This is a genomic window from Trichocoleus sp. ST-U1 (genome assembly GCF_039961835.1).
In the GTDB taxonomy this organism is placed as follows: domain Bacteria; phylum Cyanobacteriota; class Cyanobacteriia; order Cyanobacteriales; family FACHB-T130; genus FACHB-T130.
In genome coordinates this window covers 132,358-154,296 of record NZ_JAMPJZ010000001.1, presented here as the reverse complement: position 1 = coordinate 154,296, position 21,939 = coordinate 132,358, and the positions used below count along the sequence as shown (strand labels likewise).

At 47.2% G+C, this 21,939-nt stretch carries 22 protein-coding genes and 4 pseudogenes; 13 read left to right on the top strand and 13 right to left on the bottom strand.

What is annotated here, in order from left to right:
- Positions 1 to 44 precede the first annotated feature (44 nt).
- Together NDA06_RS00730 and NDA06_RS00725 are read right to left on the bottom strand one after the other, a co-directional pair.
- Positions 45 to 1,661 (bottom strand): NAD(P)H-quinone oxidoreductase subunit N, encoded by a 1,617-nt coding sequence (locus NDA06_RS00730; RefSeq protein ID WP_190984729.1) that lies wholly within the window; start codon positions 1,659 to 1,661, stop codon positions 45 to 47.
- Between the two features lie 83 nt (positions 1,662 to 1,744).
- Positions 1,745 to 1,936 (bottom strand): hypothetical protein, encoded by a 192-nt coding sequence (locus NDA06_RS00725; protein ID WP_190984730.1) that lies wholly within the window; start codon positions 1,934 to 1,936, stop codon positions 1,745 to 1,747.
- A 12-nt stretch (positions 1,937 to 1,948) separates the two neighbouring features.
- On the opposite strand from NDA06_RS00725, the gene NDA06_RS00720 reads away from it, so the two are divergent.
- Positions 1,949 to 2,509, top strand: coding sequence for a Uma2 family endonuclease (locus NDA06_RS00720; protein WP_190435164.1), 561 nt, complete (start codon positions 1,949 to 1,951; stop codon positions 2,507 to 2,509).
- Between the two features lie 85 nt (positions 2,510 to 2,594).
- On the opposite strand, the pseudogene NDA06_RS00715 reads toward NDA06_RS00720, so the two are convergent.
- The 4 genes and pseudogenes from NDA06_RS00715 to NDA06_RS00700 form a co-directional block, all read right to left on the bottom strand.
- Positions 2,595 to 3,411 (bottom strand): annotated as a pseudogene (locus NDA06_RS00715) (DUF6745 domain-containing protein).
- Positions 3,412 to 3,441: 30 nt separating this feature from the next.
- Positions 3,442 to 3,948 (bottom strand): annotated as a pseudogene (locus NDA06_RS00710) (GGDEF domain-containing protein); the annotation flags it as partial.
- Positions 3,949 to 3,968: 20 nt separating this feature from the next.
- Positions 3,969 to 4,097 carry a hypothetical protein gene (locus NDA06_RS00705; protein WP_277878246.1) on the bottom strand — a complete coding sequence of 43 codons (129 nt, stop codon included), beginning with the start codon at positions 4,095 to 4,097 and terminating at the stop codon, positions 3,969 to 3,971.
- Positions 4,084 to 4,395: a hypothetical protein gene (locus tag NDA06_RS00700; RefSeq protein WP_190984731.1), complete on the bottom strand. Its 312-nt coding sequence runs from the start codon at positions 4,393 to 4,395 to the stop codon at positions 4,084 to 4,086. Before NDA06_RS00700 ends, NDA06_RS00705 begins: the two co-directional genes overlap by 14 nt.
- 371 nt (positions 4,396 to 4,766) lie before the next feature.
- Here NDA06_RS00700 and topA point away from each other — a divergent pair, with 371 nt between their 5' ends.
- The 3 genes from topA (at position 4,767) to NDA06_RS00685 (ending at position 8,272) form a co-directional block, all read left to right on the top strand.
- Positions 4,767 to 7,439, top strand: coding sequence for a type I DNA topoisomerase (gene topA / locus NDA06_RS00695; RefSeq protein ID WP_190682095.1), 2,673 nt, complete (start codon positions 4,767 to 4,769; stop codon positions 7,437 to 7,439).
- Positions 7,440 to 7,631: 192 nt separating this feature from the next.
- Complete coding sequence (locus NDA06_RS00690; RefSeq protein ID WP_190427668.1) at positions 7,632 to 7,862, top strand: hypothetical protein; 231 nt, start codon at positions 7,632 to 7,634, stop codon at positions 7,860 to 7,862.
- Positions 7,859 to 8,272, top strand: a complete 414-nt coding sequence (locus NDA06_RS00685) for a PIN domain-containing protein (protein ID WP_190666826.1) — start codon at positions 7,859 to 7,861, stop codon at positions 8,270 to 8,272. The genes NDA06_RS00690 and NDA06_RS00685 overlap by 4 nt, the downstream gene beginning before the upstream one ends.
- A gap of 335 nt (positions 8,273 to 8,607) precedes the next feature.
- On the opposite strand, the gene NDA06_RS00680 is transcribed toward NDA06_RS00685, so the two are convergent.
- Both NDA06_RS00680 and NDA06_RS00675 read right to left on the bottom strand, forming a co-directional pair.
- Entirely contained in the window at positions 8,608 to 10,269 is a 1,662-nt protein-coding gene (locus NDA06_RS00680) for an ATP-binding protein (protein WP_199323965.1), read from the bottom strand.
- 143 nt (positions 10,270 to 10,412) lie between these two features.
- Complete coding sequence (locus NDA06_RS00675) at positions 10,413 to 11,387, bottom strand: ABC transporter substrate-binding protein (RefSeq protein ID WP_190410935.1); 975 nt, start codon at positions 11,385 to 11,387, stop codon at positions 10,413 to 10,415.
- A 125-nt stretch (positions 11,388 to 11,512) separates the two neighbouring features.
- On the opposite strand from NDA06_RS00675, the gene NDA06_RS00670 reads away from it, so the two are divergent.
- Complete coding sequence (locus NDA06_RS00670; RefSeq protein WP_190984732.1) at positions 11,513 to 11,674, top strand: hypothetical protein; 162 nt, start codon at positions 11,513 to 11,515, stop codon at positions 11,672 to 11,674.
- A gap of 17 nt (positions 11,675 to 11,691) precedes the next feature.
- On the opposite strand, the gene NDA06_RS00665 is transcribed toward NDA06_RS00670, so the two are convergent.
- From NDA06_RS00665 to NDA06_RS00650, 4 genes and pseudogenes are all read right to left on the bottom strand, one after another.
- Positions 11,692 to 12,749 (bottom strand): IS630 family transposase gene (locus NDA06_RS00665; RefSeq protein WP_199307444.1). Its coding sequence is split into 2 segments (ribosomal slippage): positions 11,692 to 12,270 and positions 12,273 to 12,749, totalling 1,056 coding nucleotides; the frame shifts between segments, so codons are not numbered across the junction.
- Positions 12,750 to 12,985: 236 nt separating this feature from the next.
- Complete coding sequence (locus NDA06_RS00660) at positions 12,986 to 14,389, bottom strand: pentapeptide repeat-containing protein (protein ID WP_190987021.1); 1,404 nt, start codon at positions 14,387 to 14,389, stop codon at positions 12,986 to 12,988.
- Between the two features lie 32 nt (positions 14,390 to 14,421).
- Positions 14,422 to 14,947 (bottom strand): annotated as a pseudogene (locus tag NDA06_RS00655) (hypothetical protein).
- 102 nt (positions 14,948 to 15,049) lie between these two features.
- Positions 15,050 to 16,159, bottom strand: coding sequence for an ATP-binding protein (locus tag NDA06_RS00650; protein ID WP_347277067.1), 1,110 nt, complete (start codon positions 16,157 to 16,159; stop codon positions 15,050 to 15,052).
- A gap of 312 nt (positions 16,160 to 16,471) precedes the next feature.
- Between NDA06_RS00650 and NDA06_RS00645 the strand changes: the two genes are divergently transcribed.
- From NDA06_RS00645 to NDA06_RS00615, 7 genes are read left to right on the top strand one after another with little or no spacing between them, the layout of a single operon-like run.
- A complete protein-coding gene (locus tag NDA06_RS00645) occupies positions 16,472 to 16,807 on the top strand; it encodes an NADH-quinone oxidoreductase subunit K (protein ID WP_190987023.1) in 336 nt (111 codons plus the stop codon).
- Positions 16,804 to 18,237: a cation:proton antiporter gene (locus NDA06_RS00640; RefSeq protein ID WP_190987024.1), complete on the top strand. Its 1,434-nt coding sequence runs from the start codon at positions 16,804 to 16,806 to the stop codon at positions 18,235 to 18,237. Before NDA06_RS00645 ends, NDA06_RS00640 begins: the two co-directional genes overlap by 4 nt.
- Entirely contained in the window at positions 18,234 to 18,623 is a 390-nt protein-coding gene (locus NDA06_RS00635; protein WP_190987025.1) for a Na+/H+ antiporter subunit E, read from the top strand. The genes NDA06_RS00640 and NDA06_RS00635 overlap by 4 nt, the downstream gene beginning before the upstream one ends.
- Positions 18,624 to 18,631: 8 nt before the next feature.
- The gene (locus tag NDA06_RS00630) at positions 18,632 to 18,883 is read left to right on the top strand and encodes a hypothetical protein (protein ID WP_190671233.1); all 252 of its coding nucleotides are present in this window, start codon (positions 18,632 to 18,634) and stop codon (positions 18,881 to 18,883) included.
- A complete protein-coding gene (locus tag NDA06_RS00625) occupies positions 18,880 to 19,161 on the top strand; it encodes a monovalent cation/H(+) antiporter subunit G (RefSeq protein WP_190987026.1) in 282 nt (93 codons plus the stop codon). Before NDA06_RS00630 ends, NDA06_RS00625 begins: the two co-directional genes overlap by 4 nt.
- Complete coding sequence (locus NDA06_RS00620) at positions 19,158 to 19,745, top strand: DUF4040 domain-containing protein (RefSeq protein WP_190987027.1); 588 nt, start codon at positions 19,158 to 19,160, stop codon at positions 19,743 to 19,745. The genes NDA06_RS00625 and NDA06_RS00620 overlap by 4 nt, the downstream gene beginning before the upstream one ends.
- Positions 19,742 to 20,401 carry a Na(+)/H(+) antiporter subunit B gene (locus NDA06_RS00615; RefSeq protein WP_190987028.1) on the top strand — a complete coding sequence of 220 codons (660 nt, stop codon included), beginning with the start codon at positions 19,742 to 19,744 and terminating at the stop codon, positions 20,399 to 20,401. Before NDA06_RS00620 ends, NDA06_RS00615 begins: the two co-directional genes overlap by 4 nt.
- A gap of 12 nt (positions 20,402 to 20,413) precedes the next feature.
- On the opposite strand, the gene NDA06_RS00610 is transcribed toward NDA06_RS00615, so the two are convergent.
- Entirely contained in the window at positions 20,414 to 21,124 is a 711-nt protein-coding gene (locus NDA06_RS00610; protein ID WP_190987029.1) for a cytochrome b/b6 domain-containing protein, read from the bottom strand.
- A gap of 466 nt (positions 21,125 to 21,590) precedes the next feature.
- On the opposite strand from NDA06_RS00610, the pseudogene NDA06_RS00605 reads away from it, so the two are divergent.
- Positions 21,591 to 21,884: pseudogene (locus NDA06_RS00605) on the top strand (SulP family inorganic anion transporter); the annotation flags it as partial.
- Between the last annotated feature and the right edge of the window lie 55 nt (positions 21,885 to 21,939).

Below are 21,939 nucleotides of genomic sequence, written 5' to 3'. Positions count from 1 at the left end.
GAGGAGTCCTGCTTATCCCTTGTCCTAACCTTGACGCCAGGATGTTAAATCTTGGCGCTGGAATCAAGCTGAGGCTGGATTTGGCTAACCGAGTCAGCCGGAGGAAGCATAGATTCTAAGGGAGCAAGGTCTTGCGTCGCTACTGTGTTATGCACCGATGCTTGCAGCATTGGCGTGCGGATAATTGAATTATTCGCCAGGGTAAACAACGGGTTAGACAAAATCCCTGCCAAGGATGTCACCACTAACGACACCACCAAAGTCACTTGCAAAGGACGCATTCCCGATATATTCCAGCGAATCTCTGGATAATTCTTCACGGCGTCAGACATTTCTTGGGGTTCTTTTACCACCATCATCTTGACGACACGGATGTAGTAGTAAATCGAGACGACGCTCGTGAGCAACCCTAGTAAGACTAAGCCGTAAACACCCGCCTGCCAACCTGCCCAGAACAGGTAGATTTTTCCGAAGAAGCCAGCCAAGGGCGGAATCCCTCCCAGGGACAGCAGACAAATACTCAAGCACAAGGTCAGAAGCGGGTCTTTTTGATACAGTCCCGCGTATTCGCTAATTTGATCCGTACCCGTTCGCAGGGTGAACAGAATCACGCAGGCGAAGCCTCCCAAGTTCATGAACAGGTAAACCAGCATATAAAACACCATGCTGGCATAACCTTCTTCGGTGCCGGTAATCAAACCGATCATGACGAATCCAGCTTGGGCAATGGAAGAGTAAGCCAGCAGACGTTTCATGCTGGTTTGGGTAAGAGCAACGACGTTACCCAGTATCATGCTCAAGACTGCAAGGGCGGTGAAGACAAAATGCCACTCTTGAGTGACGAGGGGGAAAGCTGTCACCATTAGGCGGATGGCGAGGGCAAATCCAGCGGCTTTTGAACCGACGGAGAGGAAGGCTACAACAGGTGTTGGCGAACCTTCGTAAACGTCGGGTGTCCATTGGTGGAAGGGAACGGCGGCAATTTTGAAGCCAATCCCGGCGATCGCAAAGACTAATGCAATCAGCAGTCCTAAGGATAAGTCAGCGTTCGCGCTGGCAATGCCAGTGGCGATCGCGCTCAACTTCGTTTCTCCTCCCGATAGTCCGTACAGCAGCGAGACACCGTAAAGGAAAATTGCTGTACTCGAAGCGCCAATCAGCAGGTATTTTAACGCTGCTTCATTGGAACGGGGGTCGCGCTTCATGTATCCCGTCATCAGGTAGGACGAGATACTGAGGGTTTCTAAGGCGACAAAAATCGTCACCAACTCATCTGCACCACACAGAATCATTCCCCCAATGGTGGCGCTGAGCATAATCCCAATAAATTCTGCCAGGGAGGTGCCGCTTTGCTCTACGTAGCGGATCGACATCAAAATGGTGACGGCGGTAGACAAGGCAACGATGCCGCGAAAGACGACGCTCATGGCATCGCCGTTGAAGCTACCCAAGAAGCCGATGGTGTTCGTGTTCCCCCATTGATAGTACAAGGCGACGATAGAGGCGAGTAGACCCGCGATCGCGATATAAGGGGTGAAGCGCGAGGACGACCGTCCGATAATCAAGTCAACGACGAGAACTGCCAAAAGGGTGACAATTAAAATCCCCTCAGGCCAGATTGTCCCAACATTCAACTGGGCTGCAAGTTCAGCAAAACTCATGAGATATATAGTTTTGGGTATTTAGGCAGAGAGACTGAGACTCTTAATATTATTTAATTTTATGGCGTTCGGGGTTGCTTGGATTATTGATGAGGGTGATCGCTTTTGGCGTAATGAACTCGAAAGACCCTAAGAACAAGGAAAAAAGACAGGAAAGAGGCGAACTGACTTGTCAGCGCAACGCGCGATCGCGCTGTCGCTAAAATCTCAGTATGGCGATCGCGTGTCTTCGATTCTGTAACGATGACGCCATTGATTTTTTCGAGATTCTGCAAGGGCAAAAACCGATGGTACAGTCTTCTTGGGCTACTGTAACTGATGAAGAATTGATGCTCATCAGTTCTAAAAATCCAGATTTACAATTTGAGCGGAACGCTGACGGGTCATTGGTAATTATGCCGCCAACTGGAGGAATTTCTGGGAATCGAGAGGCGAAAGCAGTGGCTTATCTGCTGAATTGGGTGGAAACTCACGATTTAGGAGATGTTTTTGGTCCCAGTACGGGGTTCAAGTTAGCAAATACAGCGATTAAATCGCCGGATGCTGCTTTTGTTGCTAAAGGACGCTTGGCAGAAGATTGGGATCGGCAAGAAGATAGGTTTTTAAATTTGGCTCCCGATTTTGTTATCGAAATTCGTTCTAAATCTGATAGTTTAGAAACGCTCCAGGCAAAGATGCGCGAGTATATCGATAACGGAGTACGTTTGGGATGGTTGTTTGACCGTCAAAATCAGCAAGCTTGGGTGTATCGTCCAGATGGCTCAGTTACCCAATATCCCGCTACAGCGGTTTTGAGTGGTGAGGATGTGGTGCCTGGATTTACGTTACCTGTGCGGAGTTTGCTGTAAGCGCGATCGCGTTTGGAGAAATGAACCCCTAAGGAGCAAAACCCACATTTTGTAGAGAAGCGATTTCTCGCATCTGGAGAGGGTTTTAGGTTTGTACAGAAAATTCTTCAGGATCGATTCCCCAATTCACCCAGCCAATCGCTTCACGCGCCGATTTCATATTAGGCGGAACGCGCAAGGCATGAATGTGTCCGGTACTGGGGCAAGTCATTTTTAATAAATATATTGGCTCTACATCGAGCTTATTATCTATTTTTAATAAGGTATATTCTTGCCAAGAATCTAATTTAGTTGCTTGTAATTCCTGGCAAATACGGCTGTAGCCAATTACCTGTATTAATACTCGTCGCAGTTCCGCATTATCTTCTTTTAAAAGCCATTGAGGTTGCCACTCACTGACTTGGGTGTAATTTGCCGTATTCTTCTGGTAAGGTTACGCCGTGATAGGAGTAAAAATTATATCCATCAGCAAATTGGATTGCCGGTTCTCCTTCGGCATGGAGGCGATTTTGGCTATCGAAAGAGATTTTTATAGGGCGTTCGCTGACTATATTTTGTGTATCAAAGTAGCGCCAAGTCCATCCTGCAAACTGCTGTAACTGCCAATAGGCTTGTCTTTGGGTGTCTCGGTCAATGCCATTCAAGGCAGCAATAGACTTAACGGTTTCCCTCGCTGATTCAAATTGAGAAGTTACAACTAAAATATCAATCTTTTCTGTAATTGGGCAGGTTTTCTGTAACAAATTAACCGGATATTTCAATAAATTAAGTTGGAGTAAAGTATATTCCTCCCAAGAATCTAATTCTGTAGCTCGTAAGTCTTGTAAAAATCCACTAGCGTCCTTGATTATTACTTGCTTTGATTCCGAATAAGTCTCTTCTAAAAACGATTCAGTTCTCATAGAGAATTGGATGGGACCTTCCACGCGATCGCGTCCGTTGGATTTAGCCTTATCTGTCTCAATATCCGTTGCTTTAATTAATTCCTGCCAGTTTAATTCAGGCTCTGGAAAGCAAACTGCTACTCCCGCAGAGACAGTGCAACGATGAATGTAGTAATTCGGGTCTACGTATAGTAGCTTAGCTCCTTCCCTAAGTTGCTCGGCTAGTCGCCTACAATCTTCTAGGGAAGTTTCTGGCAAAATTACTGCAAATTCATCACCTCCTTTGCGGCAGGCTATCGCTGAGTTAGGAATATTTCTTTGTAAGAAGCTCCCCAATTCTTGCAGGAAGAAATTGCCTATTGAGAAACCAACCAAATTGTTGTACCTTTGAAACCAATCGATATTTAGCAGAATTAGACCTAATAATTGCTGACTTCTTTCTCGACACCCCTGCCATTGCAAGAATGCAAACATATAACGCTGATTAAATAAACTTGTGAGCGGGTCACGAAATATTTGGTTAAATTGCAAATCATCAATCAGGAGCTGGTTCATTTATTCGGTGTACGCTGCTTTTACCACTTCTGCGGCTTTTTGACGGTCGATTGGTTCGGTGGAAAGCGCGATCGCGCTTTCCACGTCTCCCGATAAACTGGAATCAGCGCTTCTTGTGACGTAAGTTTATCAATCTTAATCTGCGACATATCGCCATCCTTGAGGCTCGTATTCGCGCTGAATTCGCACCATCCATCTGCCTTGGGGAATAGAAATCGCCTTATGCTCCTCGTGGGTTAAAGTTGCCGTCTCTGAGAAGACGTGCAGATAAAGCGTGCCATCTTTCTCATATAGTTCCGCTTGTCCGTCGCTGATGCGGTGCTTGTGTCCCGTCACCTCGCCTTCGGCTAAAGTCAGATGAGGTAGCGGTGGGGTTTCCCCGCCCTTAGTTGCTTCGATTTGCCTCAGGGGAAGTAAAATCACATCGCCTTGTCGAATGGGTTGCATCGGTTCTCCTCCAAATGCTGCTAAGCTGTTTCAGCCTGATGTTGGCATCCATTCTGGCACAACTCGAATACTTAGGGAGGTCGCCATTGCAATCCTCCATAAGTTAAACATTGAGATAGCTTTAAATTAAGTCTGGCGCGAACAGCTCTCTTGCGAGCGGCTCTAAAAAAGCGAGTTATCTTTGGGAGAGCGATTCGCTCCTTGATGCGATTTACCGCCATTCTTGGAACCTGCTCTCGTCAGGCTTAGTACGCCAGAATCGAGACTTCAGTCGTCGGTTTTCCGCATAAAATCCTCTCAATCGCTCTTGACATCTGACATAAAGTATTTAAATTAACTGTTCAGCCCAGCTGCTATTTCTCCAAGCTCCCATGTCAACCCTCGTTATCGTCGAATCTCCCACCAAAGCACGCACCATCAGTAAATTCTTGCCTTCCAGCTACCGGGTCGAGGCGTCGATGGGTCATGTACGCGACCTGCCCCAATCCAGCAAAGAAATTCCCGAAGCCTACAAAGGGGAAAAATGGGCGCAGCTGGGAGTAAATGTGGATGCGGACTTTGAACCCTTGTATGTCGTCCCCAACGACAAAAAGAAGATTGTCACCGCCCTGAAAAATGCCCTGAAAGAGGCAGATGAATTGGTGTTGGCAACTGACGAAGACCGAGAAGGCGAAAGCATTAGCTGGCATCTGCTCCAGCTATTGAAGCCAAAGGTTCCCATCAAGCGAATGGTGTTCCACGAAATCACCAAAGAAGCCATCCGCGACGCTCTCAAGAACTGCCGTAATATTGATGAGCAGGTGGTTCGCGCTCAGGAGACGCGGCGGATATTAGACCGGCTGGTGGGATATACGCTGTCGCCGCTGTTGTGGAAGAAAATTTCCTATGGCTTATCGGCAGGACGGGTGCAGTCGGTAGCAGTGCGGCTTTTGGTAAATCGAGAGCGTCAACGTCGAGCCTTCCGCCAAGGCAGTTACTGGGATCTCAAGGCAAGCTTAAACAAAGACAAGACTCCCTTTGAAGCGCGGCTTGTCGCTCTCAAGGGGACGAGAATTGCCACTGGCAGCGATTTTGATGAAGCCACGGGACAAATTATTGCCGGACGGAATGTGATTCTGCTCTCGGAAGCGGAAGCGAGAAGTTTAGAGGCGCGACTGGCAGATAAAACCTGGACGGTGGCTGACTTAGAAGAGCGTCCGGTTACTCGCAAACCTTTACCGCCGTTTACCACCTCGACGCTCCAACAGGAGGCGAACCGGAAACTACATTTATCTGCCCGCGACACGATGCGAACTGCCCAGAGCTTGTACGAGCAGGGGTATATTACCTATATGCGGACAGATTCGGTGCATTTGTCGCAACAAGCGATCGCTGCGGCTCGCAGTTGTGTCGAACAAATGTACGGCAAGCAATACCTCAGCCCAGAACCCCGCCAGTACACGACGAAAAGCAAGGGCGCTCAAGAAGCTCACGAAGCCATTCGCCCCGCCGGTAGCAGCTTCCGCACTCCCCAGGAAACCGGCTTGAGCGGTCGGGAATTCGCTCTATATGACCTGATTTGGAAGCGCACTGTCGCCACCCAAATGGCAGAATCTCGTCAAACTCAAATTACCGTGCAGTTGCAAGTCGAAGATGCCGGTTTTCGGGCTAGCGGCAAACGGATTGACTTTCACGGCTTCTTACGCGCCTACGTGGAAGGATCGGACGATCCTCATGCAGCACTAGAAGACATGGAAGTCATCTTACCAACTCTCAAAAAAGGCGATCGCCCGACCTGCAAAAAGCTAGAATCCATCGGTCACGAAACTCAGCCACCAGCAAGATACACGGAAGCTTCCCTCGTTAAGACCCTGGAAAGCGAAGGCATCGGGCGTCCCAGCACCTACGCTAGCATCATCGGCACGATTATCGAGAAAGGCTATGCCCAAATGAATGGCAACGCCCTCGTTCCTACCTTCACCGCCTTTGCCGTTACCAGTCTGCTAGAACAACACTTTCCCGATTTGGTCGATCCCAGCTTCACCTCCAAGATGGAGCAAACCCTAGATGAAATTTCCACTGGGGAAGCCAAATGGCTGCCATACCTGAAAAAGTTCTATCTCGGAGAAATGGGTCTGGCAACCCAAGTCAAGGAAAGGGAAAAGGGGATTGATGCCGCATCTGCCCGTACTATCGAATTGGACGATCTCGGTGGGGCGAAAGTCCGGATTGGTCAATATGGGCCGTACATTGAAGCTGAAAATGACTCTGGGCCAGTAAAAGCCTCGTTGCCTAAGGATCTGACCCCCTCAGACATCCACGCTGAGCTAATTGAGACGCTGCTACAGCAGAAAACAGAAGGCCCCGATAAAGTCGGCTTGCATCCGGAAACCGGCGAACCGATTTACGTGCTGATTGGCACTTACGGCCCCTACGTCCAACTGGGTGATGCCACTGAGGAGAACAAAAAACCCAAACGCGCCTCTCTTCCTAAGGGGGTCACGATTGAGGACGTCACGCTGGATATGGCAGTTGGCTTGCTATCTCTGCCGCGGACTTTGGGCATTCACCCAGAAACTAACGGCAAAGTCCAGGCAGGATTGGGACGCTTTGGCCCTTACGTCGTCCACGACCAAGGCAAGGAAGGCAAAGAATATCGCTCCCTGAAAGCCAGTGACGATGTATTGACAATTGACATCGAACGTGCGATAGAGCTGCTAGCTGAACCGAAAAAGGGACGCGGCGGGACTCGCAGCAAGTCTAAGGCACCGTTACGAGAACTGGGGACTCACCCGACTGATGGGGAACCCGTGAATATCTACGATGGCCCTTATGGCCCTTACATCAAGCATGGGAAGACGAATGCTTCTGTGCCAGAAGGGGAATCTGTGGAAGGGTTGACGATGGAAAAAGCGCTGGAAGCATTGGCAGCGAAGGCAGGTTCCACAACAAAATCTAGTCGCAAATCAACTACTAAGAGTGGAACATCTACCAAAAAGACCACAACTGGGAAGACAACCGCTAAAAAGACGACAGCAACCACTAGCACTAAGAAAAAATCTTAGTTTCTTGCCGGTGGCGGGAAGCGATCGCACTTCAATTTCGAGAAAAGAGCGATCGCTTCCCTTCAAAGAGTGTTAGACAAAGAGCGATCTCTCTTATCGTTGCAGAGGAGGGGGGCGTGAAGCGTGAGCTATCCCGTAGGAAATTGCCCACACTATAATTACTGGCATCTGTGGAAAGCTGGAGTCGTTCCCATGTCGTTACAAGAACTCAAAGAGCAAGCTTTTAATTTATCTGTGAGCGATCGCCTTGCACTGGTCAATGCGATTATCCAATCTCTGCAAGACACTCTCAACCCACAACCAAACCGAAAAACCCTGATTAACCAGATGCGAGGATTGCTGAAGACAGAGCAGTCACCACTAACTGATGCTCAAATTCAGGCAATCTTGGAAGAACGTCGGGTGGAGAAGTATCTCCAGTGAGAGTCCTGATCGATACTAATTTTGTTTTAGATTATTTACTGGAGCGAGAGCCGTTTTTGCAAGATGCAGAAGCATTGTTTCAGGCGATCGGTTCTGAGCAGGTTGTTGGTTATGGTACTGCAACAACACTAACTGACATCTTCTACATTGCTAGAAGACAAACTCAGAGCGTTGAACGGGCAAGGCAGGTAATCTCTATTACACTGGCAGTTATGGAAATTTGCCCCGTCGATCGTGCTGTCTTAGAGGTAGCTTTAACATCTGGTCTAAGAGATTTTGAAGATGCTGTACAGGTTGCTTGTGCGATCGCTCAAAGTTTAGATGCAATTGTTACCCGTGATACACAGGATTTTTCTAATGCAACCGTACCCGTGTTATCTGTTAGTCAGCTATTGGAACAGTTGAAATAGTTCTGTACTTTAACACTAATGCGATCGCTTCCCTTCAAAGAGTGTTAGACAAAGAGCGATCGCTCTTATCGTTGCTCAAGAGAGGAGATGCGTGAAGTGTTAGCTATCCCGCAGGGAATCGCTATCTGCCAACAGTTAATTCTCAGGTAGGAAGATGCCAGTTGCTTTCAATCCACAGTGCCCGTGCTTCAACTACGTGACATCCTCCTACACCGAATCGAAGATTACGGTGTAGGCTTCCTTACCTCGCGATAACGCTTTCCTGGTTATTTCCTAAATCATCGAAACGATTAAGAAGCCATAGTTATTAATAAAATCTGACATTTATTCTTTCCTCATTCCCCCATTTTCCCAGCTTCTCTGCTTTTTTGTCGCACGGGAATTTCAATGATAAACTGCGCTCCTTCTCCGGGAGCAGAAATACATTTTAATTGACCGTTATGTTTTTCTACCACAAGCTGATAGCTAATAGATAATCCTAATCCCGTGCCTTTGCCTACTGGTTTCGTGGTAAAAAACGGGTCAAATATCCGCCGTTGTATTTCTTGGTTCATCCCTGAGCCATTATCGGCGATCGCTACCACTACCCAATCTGATTCATTAATGGAAGTGCGAATAAAAATTTGTTTTTTTTCATTACCTGTTGCTTCTGATAAAGCATCAATACTATTATTGATAATATTCATAAACGCTTGATTCAACTGCCCAGCATAACACTCAATCTTGGGTAAGTTTCCATAAGCTTTAATAATTTCAATACTGGGAGAATCTCTCTCCCCATTCAATCGATGTTTTAAAATTAATAAAGTGCTATCAATACCTTCGTGAATATCAACTTTTTTAAGTTCTGACTCGTCGTGACGGGCAAAGTTCCGCAAACTAAGGACAATCTGACGGATGCGTTCGCTGCCAACTTTCATAGAAGCGAGCATCTTGGGTAAATCATCAGCCAGAAATTCCCACTCCATCTCTTCAGTCTGTTCGATAATTTCACGAACGGGATTCGGATAGTGTTGCTGATAGAGATGAACCAGGCTGAGTAAGTCTTGGGTGTAGTCATTGACATAAAGAAGATTGCCGTGAATGAAATTAACAGGATTGTTGATTTCATGAGCAACTCCCGCAACCAGTTGACCTAAGCTAGACATTTTCTCGGCGTGAATCAGTTGTGCTTGGGTTTGTTTTAGCTTGTCTAAAGCTTGTTTTAGTTCTTCATTTTGGCGCAGTGTTTCTGTATTCTTCTGAACTTCTTCAGCCATTCGATCGAAAGCGATTGAAATCTGACTCAGTTCATCAGAGCCTTTTAAATTAGCACGGACTTCTAAATTTCCTTGCGCTAAGCTGTTACTAGCTGCAACCAGTTTGCCTACTCGCAAGTTCAAGGTTTTGTAAAAGAAGAACCAGAGAATGCTACAAAGCACGGCGAGAGCAACACTGTAGGTTAGCGATCGCTCTAAAGCATCGTTGTATGCCTGAGCTTTTAGCGACGAAAGGTCATACTCCAACAACAACACAGCTACCCTCGACGGTAGGATTTCTCCAGGCGAAGCTCCCAAAAGCACTGGATAAATTGCCCTGAGGGTTTGTCTATCGTCCGAGAAAATTACCTGCTTTGACTGAGTTTGCTGGACTTCTTTGATCGCTGATAAGCTGGAGGCTGCTAGAGTGTTGCTGATTAAGCGATTTTGCAAGTCAAAACGAGTTGACAAGAGTACTCGCTCATTTTCATCACAAAGCAAAGCTAACCGCAGATTAGGAGCGGGAGCAATCTGAGCGATCGCTAAATGGGCACCCTTACCTTGAGCCGTTCTGTACAAGTACTCTAGTAACGTTGCTGTTTGACTTGCAGAAAATTCAGCCTGCTGTCTGATAATCGTTTCGGTACGGGAGAAGGACTGAGAGACTTCCCGTTGAAACGAAACCAAACCTAACACACTGCCGAACACTAACAGAATCCCTGGAATCGAAAACCGCAGAGGAAAGGGGAAGCGATGCATAGGTAGACTTTTTGCAAAAATAGTTTTGCCTGGAGGCATGAACCACAGATTAACCCAGATAAACACAGATGAATCTGATATTAACTGTAGGCATCTGTGGTTTTTTCATAAAGGTATGTTGAGTGTTGCAATCGGTCTACGCTTTAGGGCTTGACATCTCTAACCAGTCTGTCATCGAGCAGAGGGTTAAGGTCTACGTCTTGTTTCAGTATGTTATTTTCAACCAAGAATTGGGATAACCGTTGGGTTCCCTTGAGCAACACAGAATTGGTTTTTCCCAAGAGTTTCTGGTTTTCCTCAAGGGTGACGAGCTGAAGCCCCTTGAGGGATGATAAGAATTGTTCGGGTGTGATTCCTTGTCGCCGTGCCATTCGACGAGCGGCATCTTCGGGATTTTTCTCAATATAATCGAGAGCGCGGAACCAACCCTGGATTAACACCTGCAATTGAGTAGCATGCGTCGTCAACAACGACTCACTGCCAATTAGCACATCGACTACTTCACCAGGAATCTGGCTGCTGTCAAAGAGTAACTTGGCTCCGGCGTTGAGTATATTGGAGCGGTATGGCTCAAAGGTGACAATGGCATCAACGCGACCTTGTTTGAACGCCTCCTCCTGCTCCGATAGCTCCACAGGGACAATCTTGACATCTTTGAGTGACAGACCGACTTGTTCTAAGCCACGACTCAGGACAAATGGTGCCAGCATTGACCTGTCAAAGCCAACCCTGCGCCCTTTTAGACTTTGCAGATTCGCGATCGCTCCTTTAGCTACAATGGCGTCTGCACCATTAGAGATATCCATAATTAGCCAAGCACGGACATCTGGATGAGTCGGCGCTAATGGCAAAAACCCAGTCATCGGTGTGGCGCTCATTTCTACTTCACCGTTCCGGTAAGCTCTGTTTGGGTCGAAGTTGGGATACTCCACTAATTGAATCGGGGTTTTACCGTAGTATCCCAGTTCGCGAGCTAGAAATAGAGGTTCATACCCAGGCCAAACATTGGTACCAATCCGTAAGGGTTTCAGGGGTGCTGGGACACAACTGATTAGAATGAAGCTTGAGAGGGCGATCGCCACAATTAACAACTTCACAGGCAAAGTGAAACCTCTCATCTTTATTCCTCTGAGTGCAGTCCTAATAGAAAGCTCTTTTTACCTGAGTATTATCGAATACTTTTCAGGACTAGACTTTTCTGAGGAGCAATCGCCCCAGTAATCCTTGTTGTCGAACCAGAAGCATGATGAACAAGATAGCCCTGCTCGGAGCCGTAAATCAAGCCTTGGTGCTGCAATCGGGCGATCGCTCCTTGGAGACTGCCTCCTCTAGACAGGTAATGCTTGTGAGCGATCGCTGTTATTGTATCCACCAACCGGAAACAGCGATCGCTTCCCTTCAATAGATTGTTATACCAATTTCCTATGAAGTTGCACTTAATAAAGCTGTAGTGATGTAATCCCATCCACAAATGGAGGAGATCACTTCAGGAGAGATGAGATCGAGAACCTCTTTCAACTTCTGTCGCAATTGCTCCAAGTTGGTGCAAGTTTCCCAACGCAAAAACTGCTTGAAATGTTGCCATAAGCGCTCGATAGGGTTGAGTTCAGGACTGTGAGCTGGTTGAAAAATTGGCAGAATGTTATCGGGCCAATTCAGGGTTACCGATTTGTGGAAACTGCCATTGTCTAGTTGCAGGATATTTAAGCTATCGGGAAATTGTACAGAAAAGTGGTTGAGAAACGACTGAAAGCAGGAGCTATCGAGATGGGAAAACTCCCAAAAGAAACTTTCTCCCGTAGCCGGTTCCACTGCTCCATACACATAGAAGTTCTCGCGCCGCCAACCAACGATGCCGTGAGGTTTCACCCCTTTGAGGGTAATCTGCCGACCTGTGATGGTCTTGAGTCCCAGACGAGTCTCGTCTTGACACCAGTAACGCACTGGTTGTCCTGTTCCCAGATAGCGCACCAGCACGGCTATCAAGTCTTTGAGTTTTTTTTAAAGGCAGCTTGCACTTCGGGTAAAGCCTTCTGGCTGCGAGGACGAGGCACTTTTAGCTTGGCATTAAGTTTATAGCGCACTAATTGATGCACCGTTCGATAGGCCACTACCACCCCACATTCGGCTTCCAACCACCGTTGAATCTGACCATAGCTGTGGAATCCTTCCGGTTGTGCCAAGCGTTGTTCTAGTTTTTGCAAAGCCTCCGGCGTAATTTTCGAGACTTTCCCAGGTGCTGTTTTCACACTTAAGAGAGCTTTTATCCCACCTTGTTTATATCGCTGGAGCCAGCGATAGATCGTCGATTCGTCACGTTGTATCCACTGCGCTAACTCAGACCTTGTGGTCACCGCTCCTGTTTTAATCGAGTAGAGCATTTGCAACCGCTCTTTTGCTTGAGCGGTGACGGCTCGTTTCAGCCGATGTTGCAGTTCTTCCGTTGTCTCTTGGACTGCCACTTTGAACTGATTTGCCATTCCTACACCTACCCTGTTGCTTTCTTCAATTTAGTGCATCTTCATTGGAAACTGGTATTAGACAAAGTGCGATCGCACTTATTGTTGCAGAGGAGGGGAGATGCGAGCGCTCTTATTGTTGCTGAAAAAGGAAGGTGCGATCGCAGACTCAGCCCATGTGAGATGCCTTGCGACAATATTTGAGTTCTAGTGGATAATGCTCATCCTGCCAAGCTACTTAGCATTACTACTGTGTCTCACTCAGATTCTGTCCAGTGTTCTGGTACTTGAAGTTCTTCTGGTAGGCGAGTTGTGTTTTTATCTCCGAATGCCCTTTCAATCTGCTCTTGTCTCAGGTTTTTAGCTCCACGAAGGTCTGCTCCTTTCAGTTTGGCTTCATTGAGGTTTGCCCCTTCCAGGTTTACTCCAATAAAGTCAGTAGTTTCTTCCAGGTTGGCTTTACTGAGATCTGCTCCTTGTAAGTTAGCTCCATCAAGTCTTGCCATTCTCAAGTCGGCTTCTCTGAGGTATGACTCTTGCAAATTGGCATCATAGAAACTTGCCCCTTGTAGGTTGGTTCCAATAAGTCTTGCCCCTTGCAGGTTGGCTCCAGGGAGTTTTGCCTTTGTCAAGTTTGCTGATCGGAAAAGCGTTCCTTGCAGTTGGGCGTTCCAAATATCTGCCTCTTGTAGGTCAGCTAGATCGAGTTTTGCCTCTTCCAGATGGGCGTCAATGAGGTTAGCCCTGTGCATTTTTGCTTTAAAAAGTTCTGCTTTTTGTAGGTTGGCTTTAGAAAGTTTTGCTTCTTCCAGATGGGCATCCGTAAGGTTAGCCTCTTGTAGATTGGCTCCATCAAGTAATGCCTTTTGCAGCTTGAATGTAATGAGGTTTGCTCCCCGGATATTGCTATTGCGTAAATCAAGCCTCTGACCGTCTGGGTCTTGTTTCAAATCGCGCCGTCCGATAACGGTAAGAGCTGCTTGAATATCAATGCGAAGTTTTTGGGGTTGCTTGTCGTCTTTTGTCTTTTGAATATAAGTAGGAAGCTCTAGGAGTAGTTTTTCTTCTTCTAAAGGAGCCTTTAAAGGAGGCGGCTCTCGCACAAAAGCAGTTAGGACTTCCATGATCGTCCAGTGGTCATCTTTAGAATTTTTGGCAATTCGTTCCAGAGAATAAATTCCACCTAGACGAGTTGTAACTTCTTGACTAGAAAGCAATTCAATAGCCTTAGTAAAGCGTTCTGTAATTTGTTTGTCTTGTGCAGCCTTTGCATTCTCTAAAGCAGCCTCAGCGCTTTTATTTGCAGCGATCGCACTTTTATTAAAAGCTTCTTCCCTCTTTCCCGTGTAATAAAGATTAAAGACAACTCCTATCGCACCTAAAATTGCCGCAATAGTTGTGAGGAACTGTAGCCGAGCAGCTCTAAGCCGCTCCTTATAATCAAGATATTCTTTTACTGCTTCTACTGTTAGTAGATTAGAGAAGTTGTCTGGCAGCTCATCAGGCCAACCTACGCCTAACCAAAATCCACTGATAACTATAGCTCCAATAATAATGAGAATAAATATTGCTACTTCAACCTTCAAGCCGTTACTTTGTTCGCCTGTTTTGTTGTCATTCCAACCCATAACCTTGTGTTTTACTTTAGCTATATCAGTCATAAACCCCAAACAAAGTAGCAAGAGAGCTACTTTTATCGCCTACCCTCTTTCCACTCTTCCCCACCTGGTAGCTGAACTAAATTCTCATCAATGATTGCTGGTAAAGTTTTTGCCGAAGGTTCATACGTTAAATCGAGCAATCTCTGAGCCGTCATTATTAAATCTGTTCTATCCACCGACGCTGCAAGTTGGCAAGGATGATAAAAATAATCCATAGCTTCTATATTTGCCGGACGAAGTGCTGCCTCAATTGCCTCTTCTAGAAAAGGCTTCCATTCATCTTGCTCGATGTAGTAAGACGTTTTATTCTCTTTGAGATTTAATGTTTGAATTTGCTGGAGAGAATCTGAAATTAAAGCTGCCCAGGAATTAGTTAAACACTGGTCAACTTGGTTTTGAATCAAGTGAGTCAGCATTGTGACCAGACACGCTTCGATATTACAAAGGATCGCTTGTTTACTCATGACTCATCCCCTCCAGCTCATGCACAATTGCCAAAGCATCTGCATAGGGTCCTTCTAAGATGCTAGTTCTTAGGTCGATTAGTTCTTGAGTTATAAATGCTACCTTCACAGATAGGCGCTGATAGGCTGAATATAGCATTCAGCCACCTGACATCTTGACTACCCCCTTAAGCGATCGCTCCCACACACTTTGGTATCAACTCAAGCGCTGGCGAAGCCACAAAGCAAACAGAGGCAGAGCCAGTCGATAGCCTTGTTCGGAGCCGTAAATCAAGCCTTTGTGCTGCAATCCCGCGATCGCACCTTGCAGGCTACCCCCTCTCGAAAGGTAATGCTTGTTAATGTAATCTCGACTTTGTGGCTTGTCAGTAGGGTCTAACGCCAGAGACTCCAACAGATGTGCCTGATTGGCTGGAAGCAGCATGAGTAAGGACTCGAAGACCATCGATAGGTCAGCTAACAGTTCTTGAATTGCCTGCTGGACGTGCCAATCGCGAATTAGCCCGTCAGAAACTCGTACCGACTTGAGGCGTCGCACCAGTGCCGAAGCATCGCCTAAGTGTCCCTGCACCGCATTGACAAACAGTTCCAGCGCTTGCGATCGCGGATCGAATGTCAACCCTTCGCCATGCAAAACTTCCTGAACCCAAGCAGCAACAACATCATTAGCTAAGGGAGCCAGCTTCACGATTTCCAAATGATTCTCCGGTTCATCGGCATGAAGACTGATTTCTGCAATCGTTGCCACCAGTACATAACTCACCTGAGTCTGGCGCTCGATTTCTTTCCGCAAAAATGTTTCCCACACCCCATTGCGATCCCAAGAGCGGATATGGGGAAAGCTTTCCAAAATCAGCACCACCCGTCCGCCCGAAGATTCGGCTAACCCTTGCAGGAGATCGAGTAATACCTCAAATGCGCTCCATTGCTGCTGTTGGCTCTCTGCCCGAACGGGTTTCAGCCGCTCTCTACCATTCCCTTCGTCTTGCAGGACAAATAATTCAGCGGCCTTGCGTTCAATCCACTCTCGCATGAAAACTTGAGCAGTAGCACTTTGAAACGTCTGGTCTATACTCTCGCACAGCAATTGCACGAAGCGCTGACCATCAGTAACCCGGATGCAGTCAACCTCCACGATTTTAACTCCAACTTCCTGAGCTGCCCGCCGTACCAGAGTCCGCCGTCCGCTTCCCGGCACTCCAGCAATTAGCAGGTCGCCATCACGGGCTAAAACTTGGGTAATTCGCTGGAATTGCGCTTGCCGCCCGATCAATTGAAACGGTGCTGATAAATCCACAAGATTCAAGGCTTTAGCGTCCCGCTCCCAAGTGTAGAAACCTTCCGGCGGTACGCCTTGACTCGTTGGCAAGCCGCCAACTGTATCGGTGGACGAGCCAGGGCTGAGGTTAACCATTGATTTGCCAATCGATTCTGTCATCCGGCTATTGCTGCGTGTTTTATCCTACCCGTTCTCAAGCTCAAACCAACAAGTTAGTGTGGCATGAGTCTATAGTTTACCCTGGCACTTTTCAATAGTGTTAATGTTCTTTGGCACTATTGAAAAGTGCTATATATGTTCTAGCACCATTTGACAGGCATTTACTCATAGGCAATTCCCGTGTTAGAAGCATTCGTCTTCGCAACAATATTCTGCGGATTTTTCGGCATCATCCTTAAAAAGAACCTGGTTATGAAGATCATTTCTATGGATGTCATGAGTACGGGGGTTATCGCCTATTACGTACTGGTTGCATCGCGAGATGGTTTATTCACACCCATTATTTCAAACGGCACAAATGTCGATTACTCTGATCCGGTTCCCCAGGCGGTGATATTGACGGGGATTGTGATCGGCTTTTCAATTCAGTGCGTAATGCTGGTCGGTGTCATGAAGCTGGCACGGGATAATCCCACCCTGGAAACCAACGAGATCGAGAAGAGCAATACGCCATGAATACCATTACCATCGCATGGATTGCACTACCGTTTTTTTTGGGGTTCACCATTTATCTGTTCCCCAAACTTGACAAAACTCTCGCACTGTTTACAGCTTTTGCTTCGGCTGCATATGCGTTGCAGCTATTTGTCACTCAGTCGCCACTGACACTACAGTTACTAGATCATTTCGGCGTCACATTAATCGTCGATCAGTTAAGCGGCTACTTTATATTGACCAATGCGCTAGTAACAGCCGCAGTCATTCTCTACTGTTGGCACAGCGATAAAACAGCTTTTTTCTATGCACAAGCCATCATCTTGCATGGCAGCATCAATGCCGCGTTCGCCTGTGCGGACTTTATCAGTTTATACGTGGCGCTAGAGGTGAGCGGGATTGCTGCGTTTCTCTTGATTACCTATACTCGCACCGATCGCTCGATTTGGGTTGGCTTGCGCTATCTGTTTATCAGTAACACGGCAATGCTGTTTTATCTAGTGGGCGCGGCGCTAGCCTATCAGACCAATCATTCGTTTAGTTTTGCAAGTTTGCGCGGGGCACCACCGGAGGCGCTGGCCCTGATCTTTCTGGGACTCTTGGTTAAGGGGGGAATCTTTGTATCGGGATTGTGGTTACCGTTGACTCACTCCGAATCGGAAACGCCGGTGTCAGCGATGCTGTCGGGAGTTGTGGTAAAAGCCGGCGTCTATCCGCTAGTGCGTTGTGCGCTAATGGTGGATGAACTCGATCCACTCATCCGGATTTTCGGAGTTGGGACAGCGCTGCTCGGCGTGTTCTATGCTGTTTTTGAAAAGGATGCCAAGCGGATGCTGGCGTTTCATACGGTTTCGCAGTTGGGCTTTATCCTCGCTGCCCCAGCCGTAGGTGGCTTTTATGCACTGACTCACGGACTGGTCAAATCGGCACTCTTCCTGATTGCAGGTGCTTTACCGAGCCGCAACTTCAAGGAGTTGCAACACAAGCCGATCAATACAACGGTCTGGATTGCTCTGGCCATCGCTAGCTTCTCGATCTCAGGCTTTCCCTTATTGTCTGGCTTTGGGGCGAAGGTGTTGACGACGAAAAATTTACTGCCTTGGCAAGCGATCGCCATGAACGTTGCGGCTTTGGGAACAGCCATCTCGTTTGCCAAATTCATATTCTTGCCGCATAAAGCTGCCGGCGAGGACGTAGTAAAGCCCGGTTTCTGGCCGGCGACAATCCTGCAGCTCGGTGGCCTGTTTGCGGCAAACATTGTGTATTACGAGGCGTATAGCCTTGCCAATATTGTGAAACCACTGGCAACCATCGGCCTTGGCTGGTTGGCGTATCTTTTGATTTTTAAACGATCCCTACTCAAGCTGCCCCGTGTTGTGGAGCAATTTGAGCATCTGATCGGTGGGATGAGTCTAATGTTAATCCTGCTCTTCTGGATGGTGATGGCATGATTGGACATTTGAATCTGATATTGCGACTGACCATCTGGTTTTTGCTCACCGCCAATCTGAGTGTGGCAAATATCATCATCGGCGTCAGCATCGCACTCCTATTACCGGGACGCCCCAAAACCCCGGAAGCATTAAAAGATTGGCTGCGGGCGCTGTGGGAAACCCTCGTGGCGATTCCGCAGGCATATATGGAAGCCTTTGAAATGATTGTCCGTCCCCATAATTACGAAGAGGTGACGATGGAACAAGTCAAACCCGGACGTACACCCGGACTCATCTTCCTGGATATCTTTCTGATCACCTTTACGCCCAAGACCATTGTCTTGAAGTACCACGAAAATGGCTGGTACGAAGTCCACTGGGTACGAAGGAGGAGAAAAGCATGAACTTGGCACTGAACTGGGCACTGGTTGCAATGATTCTGGCTCTGCTCATACCCATGTACGAGGCTTGGCAGGATGATGATATTTGGCAAAAAATGTTGGCATTTGCCAGTGTCGCTACCAAAGCATCAATCATACTCCTGGTTGTATCGGTCTTACGGGATGATTGGATGCTCGGTGTTGTAGGAGTCATCATCCTGAGTGTGGGTAATGCCGGATTAATGTTGTTGGCACAAATCCTTAAACGCCTGAATGAAGTATGATCACCGCACTTAGTTACACCTGCATCGGTATAGGAATTTTCTTCTGGTTTTGGGGAACCTTGCCCCTAATCGGCGATCGCTCGGTATTATTCAAGCTGCATACTCTTTCGGTTGCAGATACGCTCGGCTCGATGCTCATCATGGTCGGACTGCTGCTTCCGAAAGTACCTAGCGAATGGCCGCTGCTCATCCTTGGCATCATCACCTTGGCAATCTGGAATACAGTGATCGGGTATGTGTTGGCCTACTGTTCCAGCAGTGGAGGGAATCAATCATGAATGATAGCTATATCTATGTCATAACCGCCCTGATGCCGTTGTCCGCCCTCATGCTGCTACTTCAGACCAATCCATACCATGCCCTGGTAATCCAGGGAATACAGGGAGCGGTAGCAACATTGGTATTTGCGGTTTTGGGGGCGGCGGATGTTGCTTTGACGCAAGCTTTGATGGGTACTCTACTGGCGATTACGCTTTATGCGATCGCGGTGCGTTCATCGCTGGTGATGCGTCTTGGTGTACTCGAAGATGGGGCAATCAAGACAGATGACGAGTCCCATTTAGGGCAACTAATGGATGACATGCGTTCAATTTTTGGCAAACATTATATGCGTCTTGAGGTAGTCCCGTACACGAATATGCAAGCCTTGCACCGAGCGCTGATGGACAAAGAAGTCCATGCGACCTGTGCTATACGAGACTACGATAATCAAGACCTCGTAGCGAGTGAGGACGAACAGCAACCCTATCACACCACAACTAGGGTTCAACGCCTCTATGACATCATGCGAACCGAACTTTCGTCATCGGCGACAAGCCTAACCTATGTAAATGCACCGGATTCAGGGGAGAAACATCTATGAAATGGGTCTACATTGCTGCGGGGATAGCGCTGTTCGTCAAATTCCTGGTCATGCCCAATCCGGCACCGGACTTATCGCTCTCGATCGTCCAAACGCTTGTACAAGAGAGTGGAGTACCTAATGCAGTTACGGCTGTGATTCTCAGGAACCGGCTCTATGACACGATCTTTGAGGTGGTGGTATTTACGATCGCGGTAATGGGTGCAAAGTTTCTGCTGGCTGATGAAAGACCGTTCTGCACGATCTATCAGTTCACCGATCAACCATCGATTGTTATGGCGCGTCTGGGAGCAACTATTGCCGCGTTGGTGGGTATCGAACTGGCGATTCGGGGGCATCTGAGTCCGGGGGGTGGTTTTGCAGCCGGCGTTGCGGGCGGAACGGCGATCGGTCTTGTTGCGATTACCTCATCAACAGAGTGGATGCAGGGGATTTACAAGCGCTGGCACGCCGCTACATGGGAGAAGGTTTCAGTTCTTATTTTCATTGTCCTGTCGGTTATCACTCTAGCCGGATACGAATTACCGCACGGAGAGTTGGGCGCACTTTTCAGCGGCGGGGTTATCCCCCTGCTCAATATTCTGGTTGCAGTAAAAGTCGCGTTGGGTTCTTGGGCAGCTATTTTGGTGTTTATTCATTATCGGGGATTGTTGTAAGAGATTATGCAGCTACTTAAAGAGTGGAACAATCCAAGCAGCAGTTAGGCTCATCAACACGAGAATCTCTAAAACTTTGAGAGGAAAGGACAGTTTCAACCACTCTTTAGCAAAAGTCGGTTGCCAACCAGACCACCATTGAAGAATATTTTCTCGCCACAAAGTGGGACTATCTTTAGGGCGGAACTGGTAACTTAATATTGACAAGAGAAGGGGAATTCCTCCTACCTTGGCACTCATTAAGAGATGCAAGGCGATACAGACAACCATCACTACCCATGAAATGAGGTGAGCATAATACCAACCATGATTAAGCTCTCCCCTTGGCAACCAATTTTCATCCATCATCTTGCCAGAGAAAACGGCAAAAGTCAGTGCCAAGATAGCAAGGGTGTTAATAACTCGATGCAGCGTGTACCACCATACAGGTTTACCCAACTGTCCAAGTTTTGCCACAAAATCCTGCTGGATAAGTCTTTTGTGTCCACGATGGAAAGCATATAGAGCAAATAGAGGAAATACAAGTAAGGCATATAGCCCAAACGTGCCATGAATTCCTTCTATTTCCTTTAACTCAGGCAAGGGAATTCTTCCCCATCGCCCGTCGTAGACATCGTATGTCCAATATGCGGTCAAAATCGCGGCAATTACGAAAAGACCAGTAAAGCCATGCAGAATACGAAGAAGAAGAGGTTGGTATGGCCCAGAGAGTTTTGCAGGCATATTCAGAAAGTTACTGAAATCTTTCCTACATCTTCCACTAATTAAATTGTCTCACCCTGCGATCGCCCTAGGTAAAAAGGCATAACCTATGAATTTAGATAGCGGTTGACAGATGCTTGGCAGAGTGTTACTAGCGCAATCGCGATAGTGGCAATCGCCTATTCTCAGCGATAAGCGATGGGTTGCTTGCTCTAATCTATGGAAAGGCTAAGAAATTTCAATGAAAAATCGACTGTTTTATTGATTAGAAAGCGAGTATTCGTATTTACACTAGCGTATAGTAAAAAACATTAAAGAATTTAATCAGCTAAAAGTTTTGAGTCTCTGAGGACATGCAGGCAGATATTTATTTAAATCTGCTCGGTTCTACTATTGCTGATTCCATTAAAAAGGCAAAATTTTTGTCTTGCGATCGCTCAATCGTTCAAATCCAGGACTGTCCTACTATTCTGTCTGTCACTGTTCCATGTCAATTACCAATCGTATTAGTTTTAACAATGTGCGAGGCGATATCTTCGGAGGTGTCACGGCTGCCATTGTATCGTTACCCCTTGCCCTAGCTTTCGGGGTTGCCTCCGGGGTCGGACCAATCGGTGGTCTGTATGGTGCTGTTTTCGTCGGCTTCTTTGCGGCGTTATTTGGCGGTACTCCCACGCTGATTTCTGAACCAACTGGACCGATGACCGTGGTGATGACTGCGATTGTGGCAGGACTCACAGCCAGCAATCCAGACAATGGTTTGGCGATGGCATTTACCGTTTAGTTCGTTCTCTCTTTAACTCTTTAAAGTTTCTTTAGTTCATTTATTGCAATAC